The organism is Mycobacterium celatum (genome assembly GCF_002101595.1).
In the GTDB taxonomy this organism is placed as follows: domain Bacteria; phylum Actinomycetota; class Actinomycetes; order Mycobacteriales; family Mycobacteriaceae; genus Mycobacterium; species Mycobacterium celatum.
In genome coordinates, this window is the sequence record NZ_LQOM01000027.1 from 77,782 (window position 1) to 83,781 (window position 6,000).

Annotated in this window: 8 protein-coding genes; 2 read left to right on the forward strand and 6 right to left on the reverse strand. The window is 64.3% G+C overall.

The features are described 5' to 3' along the window. Nucleotides 1–326: 326 nt before the first annotated feature. The 5 genes from AWB95_RS11515 to AWB95_RS11535 are packed head-to-tail and all read right to left on the reverse strand — an operon-like array spanning nucleotide 327 to nucleotide 3,977. Nucleotides 327–1,007: a TetR/AcrR family transcriptional regulator gene (locus tag AWB95_RS11515; protein WP_062539058.1), complete on the reverse strand. Its 681-nt coding sequence runs from the start codon at nucleotides 1,005–1,007 to the stop codon at nucleotides 327–329. 9 nt (nucleotides 1,008–1,016) lie between these two features. Next, entirely contained in the window at nucleotides 1,017–1,967 is a 951-nt protein-coding gene (locus tag AWB95_RS11520) for a fumarylacetoacetate hydrolase family protein (protein WP_062539059.1), read from the reverse strand. Between the two features lie 10 nt (nucleotides 1,968–1,977). Next, nucleotides 1,978–2,643: a VOC family protein gene (locus tag AWB95_RS11525; protein WP_084706978.1), complete on the reverse strand. Its 666-nt coding sequence runs from the start codon at nucleotides 2,641–2,643 to the stop codon at nucleotides 1,978–1,980. Further along, on the reverse strand, nucleotides 2,640–3,128 hold the full coding sequence (locus tag AWB95_RS11530) for a hypothetical protein (RefSeq protein WP_062539060.1): 489 nt from the start codon (nucleotides 3,126–3,128) through the stop codon (nucleotides 2,640–2,642). Before AWB95_RS11530 ends, AWB95_RS11525 begins: the two co-directional genes overlap by 4 nt. A gap of 15 nt (nucleotides 3,129–3,143) precedes the next feature. Then, entirely contained in the window at nucleotides 3,144–3,977 is an 834-nt protein-coding gene (locus tag AWB95_RS11535; RefSeq protein ID WP_062539061.1) for an SDR family NAD(P)-dependent oxidoreductase, read from the reverse strand. A 118-nt stretch (nucleotides 3,978–4,095) separates the two neighbouring features. Between AWB95_RS11535 and AWB95_RS11540 the strand changes: the two genes are divergently transcribed. Next, a complete protein-coding gene (locus tag AWB95_RS11540) occupies nucleotides 4,096–4,512 on the forward strand; it encodes a hypothetical protein (RefSeq protein ID WP_062539062.1) in 417 nt (138 codons plus the stop codon). Between the two features lie 93 nt (nucleotides 4,513–4,605). Here AWB95_RS11540 and ltaE read toward each other — a convergent pair whose 3' ends face one another. Beyond that, the gene (gene ltaE, locus AWB95_RS11545) at nucleotides 4,606–5,610 is read right to left on the reverse strand and encodes a low-specificity L-threonine aldolase (RefSeq protein ID WP_062539063.1); all 1,005 of its coding nucleotides are present in this window, start codon (nucleotides 5,608–5,610) and stop codon (nucleotides 4,606–4,608) included. A 36-nt stretch (nucleotides 5,611–5,646) separates the two neighbouring features. Here ltaE and AWB95_RS11550 point away from each other — a divergent pair, with 36 nt between their 5' ends. Beyond that, nucleotides 5,647–6,000: a PNPOx family protein gene (locus AWB95_RS11550; protein WP_238600928.1), complete on the forward strand. Its 354-nt coding sequence runs from the start codon at nucleotides 5,647–5,649 to the stop codon at nucleotides 5,998–6,000.

A 6,000-nucleotide genomic window follows, 5' to 3' on the forward strand; every position in this document is an offset into this window, starting at 1 on the left:
TTTCCCGTGAACGGCGTACCGAGATGATCCGGACGATTTCGCCCCGGTAGGTCATCACTGCCGACCAGCATCGACCTCCGCTCCCGCCAAATAGGTCGCGCCACAGTTAAGTCGATGTCGTCCTTGGCCAGGCTCACGGCGTCGCTGGATCAAACTCGAACTCAACCATGTGTAGAAATCATGCCATAATTACTCATACTTCCGGCGGATGGCTCTTGGTTCCGCAATGTCCTGCGCCACCATTCATTGCGTCCTGGTTCTCACCGTCGTTGCTCCGACGCATTGATGAATGATTTCGTCCTGCCTGAATCTGCTCGGCGAGGATGTCAGCGTGACCGGCGTGCCGTCTGAACCTCGAACTTTTCGAGTTCCCTAGTGATTGACGCATCGAAGCGAATGGTTGGATCCAGCCGCGATGCGCTGCGCAGTGTAGTGATCAGGGCCGCGGCGGCCAGCTCGACCAGAGCGTCGACGTCGATGTCGCGGTTGGTGATGCGGTCGATCATCATCTCGTCGAGGTAACCGATCCAGCCGTGCATCGCGGTACGCAATACGGCCGGTAGCGGCTCGACGATGCCCAGGGCGAGCAGGATTCGTTGAGCGCCCATCCAGCGCAGCTCATCGATCGCGCCCTGTTGCTCTGTGTCAGCACCCAGGTTGCCGCGCACAAACGCCACAAAACTGTCGGCGTAGCTGTCGATGTGGGTGATGTGGTTGCGCAGCGCGTGGCGTAGCTGATTGGTCAGCGACGCGCCCGGCGGTGGCGGTGCCAGCTGGTGTTCGGCGATCTCCGCTGCGATTTCGTTGAGGACCGCCTGATAAAGGCCGCGTTTGTTGACGAAGTGGTGGGCGATCAGACCGTAGGCCACACCGGCCTTGTCGGCGATCTCTGATGTGGTCACCTGGTCGTAGGGACGTGTGGTGAACAGTTTGCGCGCGGTGTCGATGAGTGCTTGGCGGCGATCGCCCACCACGCTCCGGGCTTTGGATGCTCGCCGTGCAGACATCACGTCAGGCTAAACCCTCGGTGCGGACCGAAGCGTGATGACCGTCCGGTCGGTGGCAGGGTGGGCGGTGACCGGGTTAGCGAGTTGCCCGATCCCGTCGATTTCGACACGCACGCTGTCACCAGGTCGGAGGAACCGCCCTGCCGGCCAGCCAGTTCCGGCGAAGGTGCCGCACGCGATCACATCACCTGGTTGCAGCAAGCAATAGCTGCTGAGGCGGCTGACGATCTCGGCCGGCGACAGGGTGAGATCGGCGATGCGTCCCCGCTGGCGCAATGTGCCGTTGAGGTAAGTGCGCAACTGGCTGTCGTGCGGATCGAATTGGTCAGCGGTGACCAGCCATGGACCCAGCGGCCCGTGACTGGGATAGCTTTTGGCCAATCCGGCCGACGTCGGATTGTCGGTTTGCCAGTCGCGCACCGACACGTCGTTGGCGATGACGTACCCGGCGATGCCGGCACCTGCGGCGGCTACACCCGCCTCGTGCAGCGGTGTCCCGATGACGGCCGCCAGTTCGCCTTCCCAGTCGACTTGTTCGGCACCCGGCGGAACGACGATGGGGTCGTTCGGCCCGATGACCGATGACGTGGCCTTGGCGAAAAACAACGGCTGCTTAGGCCGCGGGTGTGCCAGCATGTAGCCGGCGGCGATGCGGATTAGTTTGGGTTCGCGCATCAGCCACCGAAGATTGACGTCCTTACGGTGAGCCGGCGCATTCAGCCCGATTGCCATGTATTTGGACGGGTCGGGTACCGGTGCCCGCAGTCGTACGGCTTCCAGCGCGACTCGGGGCGCCTTCCTCAGCAGTGCCGGCAATGCCAGAGCCCAGTCTGGTTGTTGCAGCAGCATCCGAACCGATGCCGGCCCGCCCGCGCAGGCGCCTAGGTCCGCGATCTCGTCCCCGAACAGCACGCCGGGCCTGGCCGGTGTGCCCGCGCTGTCAAATGTGGTCAGTTGCATGTGAACTCGCCTAGAGGGTTTTCCAGCGCAGGGTGCCAAGACCGGCGCGGGCGCGCCGACCGTCAGGAGGTGCAGATCCGCGCTTTTTCAGTTCGGCCGCCGACGTCCCGGCGGCCAGCAGCCGTTCCAACACATCGGGATCGAATTCCACACCGATCGGGTTTTCGTCGAACTCGCCGCAGGAAAGCCAGTCGAGCAGTTCAGCGTTGGAGTCGAAGTTGTCTACCTGCAGTTCAATGCGGTGCCCGTCAGGGTCTTCGTAGTACATCGAGGTGGTGGGGCCGTGGTTGATGCACCACACCGGCCTGATGCCGGCGTCGGCCAGTCGACGATACGCGGCGACGAGGTTTTCAAGGTGAGTGTAGGTGAAGGCAACATGGTCGACTCCCCAGAACTTGCGATAGACCTTCCATACCGTGCCGGGGATCCGAAGCGCCCGCGGAACTTTGATCAACGCAATGCGGTGATGCTCATGGTCGTAGGTCAAAAATGCCAGCCGTTTGTCCTCGAAGACCACCACCGCATCCAGCACCTGGGTGTACCAGTCGATCATCTGTTGCGGTCGGGGGGTCTTGTAGACGACGTGGGCCAGCTTGGCGGGCGCCCCGGGTCGTGGTGGCTGCTCGAGGTCTTCGGAGCGCACCCGCACCGCAGGGTGGTTGTTCGGCGGGGTCATCGGTTCTTGGCCTTCGATGCAGCCGCGCCGAGTGGCGACACGCTCTCTGGGATAGCACTATTGGCGCTGGACGGCAGGATATCCCGATGGTGGCGCGGCTTATCAGTGTCGAATTGACCGGCCAGCACCAGACCCCCGATACCCAGTAGCAGGTCGCTGCCGACCACCAACGCGCTGAGCGGCCCGCGGCGGTGACCGCGCAACGTGGCCAGAGTGCGCACTGTGGCCATCAGCAGCCCGCTGATGGCGGTGGCGCGGATGAATGTCGCGTCGCGATGACCCTGCAAGATGCGGATGATGCCGTAGGCGAAACCTGCGTTGGTTGTGCCTGTTTCGCGGCGAAACCACGGCTCGGCGACTAAACCCAGTCGGCCTTCCAGAAAAGCGGGGACGGTGAAGTGGGCGATGAGTGCCATCACGACGTGGGCGAGGCCCAGGGCGGCCCCGATGCGGATCTGTGCGTCCGTCAGCCTGATCGGTGTCATGTTTACTCCGATGCGTCAGCGTTGGGTGTTCAGTACGCTGCGGGTGTCGACGCGGCGGCCACCCAGTTGGGCCACGAGTCGGCCTATCGCCGGGATTTCCAGGGGGGCAAGCGAATAGCTCGGGTACACTACCCGGTTTGCTCCGCGGTGCAGGGCACGAACGATCGCCGCCGCCGTGGACTGTGGTGGCACCGGCGGAAATGTGCGCGGTGAGCCGGATTTCCACGGAAGTTCGTCGATATCCCGCAATGCGGTATCGGTTGATCCCGGGACCACCTCGAGCACCTTGATCGGGGTTTCGGCCAGCTCGAGGCGCAGCGATCGGGTCGCCTGTGCCAGCGCGGCTTTCGACGCCGAGTAGTAGCCCAGCAGCGGCAGCGGCACCGCCTGCACGGTGGAGGTAACGTTGACGATGATTCCGGCTCCGGCGGAGTGCATGGCGGGAAGCACGGCAGCGGTCAACGCCAGCGGTGACCACATGTTGACCTCGAAGACTCGCCGCGCCGCGTCGGAATCGGCGATCAGCGATTGCGGCCCTGTCAGGTTCGCGCCCGCGTTGTTGACCAAAACGTCAACGGCGCCCCCCAGCGCGTCTAGGGCGTCGTGGGCTAGTGAGGTCGCCCTTTCGGGCATGGCCAGATCGGCGGTGATCACCGTGGGCCGTTGGTGGCCGGCGCTGGCAATTTCCTCGGCGACTTCGTCGAGCAAGTCGCCCCGCCGCGCGGCCAGCGCCATGACCGCGCCGCGATCGGCCAGCTGCAACGCGAGCGCCCGACCGATGCCGCTTGAGGCGCCGGTGATGAGAATTTTCTTGCCCCCCAGCCGAATCCCTTGTCGCCTGAAACTCATAACGGCACTCCGTTGCTTGCAACGCTCACTGCATCGTCCTCTCTGACATGTTGACTGCCGACCGGCTCGCGCCCTACAGTCTCACACCGACTGATTATCAGTCAATAGAGGAGGAGCGGTGACAAATCAACTCGGCGGACAGCTCCGGCGGCGGGGCGAGGCCCTTCTCGGTGCAGGCGCACTGGCGATGGCCGCCGGCGCTTTCACAGGGCATGCACTGATCCCCGACAGGGTGGCCGACCACTACGGGTGGATTCGTGAACGTTGGTATCAACGCGAGATCGGGGCCTTCAATGCCGGCCTGGCCTACGGCATCGTCGCCTACGCGCGCGGCCGCGACAGGGAGGCATTCCTGGGATCGTGGTCGACCGCGGCTCTGCTGATGGCCCTCACCCGCATGTCTGCCCTCATCAGTGGAGACAGGAGCGGGTTCTGGAATATCGCCACGGTCGCTGAAGACGCCGCCCTGGGTATCGGGGGCTTCGTATTGTTGCGCCGCCGCCGCATGATGCCCGCGGTAGGCCAGCAAGGGTGAGCCGGTCGGGCAAGCAGGACTGCGGCGGTGAGTTCTTCGAAATGACCACGGCCGCAGACGAAGTCGCGCGGAATGTGGAGCAGCTACTGCAGGTCAACGCGTGAAGTACTCCCGCACCACCGCCACGAACGTGTCGACATCGTCGGCGCTCACATCGAGATGCGTCACGAACCGCGACGAGTAAAGCATCTGCGTGAGAATGCCGCGCTCCTTGAGCCACGCCTCCAGGGCCGCGCAGTCGTCTTCCGGGAACTGCGCGAAAACCATGTTGGTGGCGTGCGATACCACCTTCACGTCGTCGATCTGCGCTAGCCCCTCGGCGAGGCGTGCGGCGTTCGCGTGATCGTCGGCCAGCCGCGCCACGTTGTGATCGAGCGCGTAAAGGCACGCGGCCGCAAGCACTCCCGACTGACGCATGCCGCCGCCCAACACCTTGCGCCAGCGATGCGCCGCGTCGATCAGTGCCGTGCTGCCGACCAGAACGGAACCCACCGGCGCGCCCAGACTCTTCGAAAAGCAGATCGACACCGAGTCGAAGCCCTCGGTCAGCGCCGCCAGAGGCTTGTTCGATGCGACCGCCGCGTTGAACGCACGCGCGCCGTCCAGGTGCGTCGTTAGCCCGCGGCCGTGCGCGAACTGCGTGGCCTCGGCGACGTAATCCGGCGGCAGCACCTTTCCGCCGATGGTGTTTTCCAGCGCCAACAGGCGCGTCCGCGCAAAGTGATCGTCGAGCGGTTTGATCACGGCCGCGACGCGCTCGAGCGGAATCGTGCCGTCTTCGGCGTTGTCCAGCGGCTGCGGCTGGACGCTGGCAAGCACCGCTGCACCGCCGCCTTCGTATCTGTACGAGTGGGCCGCCTGGCCGACGATGTATTCATCGCCGCGCCCGCAATGCGCCATCACCGCGGCGAGGTTGCTTTGCGTGCCGCTGGGAAAGAACAGCCCGGCTTCCTTGCCCGCTTCCTCGGCCACACGCGCCTGCAGCCGCAGCACCGTGGGATCGTCGCCCCAGACGTCGTCGCCGGTCTCGGCGCGGGTCATCGCCTCGAGCATGGCCGGGCTCGGGCGGGTGACGGTGTCGCTGCGCAGGTCAATCATGCGAAGGAACCCTCATAGACTCGGTACCGTACGGGCATGGCAACTTCCTCTAAGTCGGCTCTCACCAAAGTTACCGACTTCTTCTACGAGCGGATGCGGCACAAGGCTGCCTGGTCGGCGGCAGACTCGGGACCGACAACTGGCTTCGCTTCGCTCGCGGGTCGCAAGTACGCGCTTCTGATCACGTACCGCAAAGACGGGCAAGGTGTTCCGTCACCGGTGTGGTTCGGCCGCGACGAGGAAGATCGGGTGTATTTCGACACCGAAGAGGCGGCTGGCAAAGTCAAGCGCATCCGCAACAATCCCGAGGTGGTGAAGTGCCCTGGTTTTGATGGAGGCTCGGCTCATTGGATTTCGACCAGGGGTTGGTCGGTCCGGTTTGTAGCGTAG

What these genes read in the sequence shown, in the direction of transcription:
- ltaE (WP_062539063.1), bottom strand. Translation starts at nt 5,610, where the DNA reads ATGATTGACCTGCGCAGCGACACCGTCACCCGCCCGAGCCCGGCCATG.
- AWB95_RS11515 (WP_062539058.1), bottom strand. Translation starts at nt 1,007, where the DNA reads ATGTCTGCACGGCGAGCATCCAAAGCCCGGAGCGTGGTGGGCGATCGC.
- AWB95_RS11530 (WP_062539060.1), bottom strand. Translation starts at nt 3,128, where the DNA reads ATGACACCGATCAGGCTGACGGACGCACAGATCCGCATCGGGGCCGCC.
- AWB95_RS11535 (WP_062539061.1), bottom strand. Translation starts at nt 3,977, where the DNA reads ATGAGTTTCAGGCGACAAGGGATTCGGCTGGGGGGCAAGAAAATTCTC.
- AWB95_RS11525 (WP_084706978.1), bottom strand. Translation starts at nt 2,643, where the DNA reads ATGACCCCGCCGAACAACCACCCTGCGGTGCGGGTGCGCTCCGAAGAC.
- AWB95_RS11550 (WP_238600928.1), top strand. Translation starts at nt 5,647, where the DNA reads ATGGCAACTTCCTCTAAGTCGGCTCTCACCAAAGTTACCGACTTCTTC.
- AWB95_RS11520 (WP_062539059.1), bottom strand. Translation starts at nt 1,967, where the DNA reads ATGCAACTGACCACATTTGACAGCGCGGGCACACCGGCCAGGCCCGGC.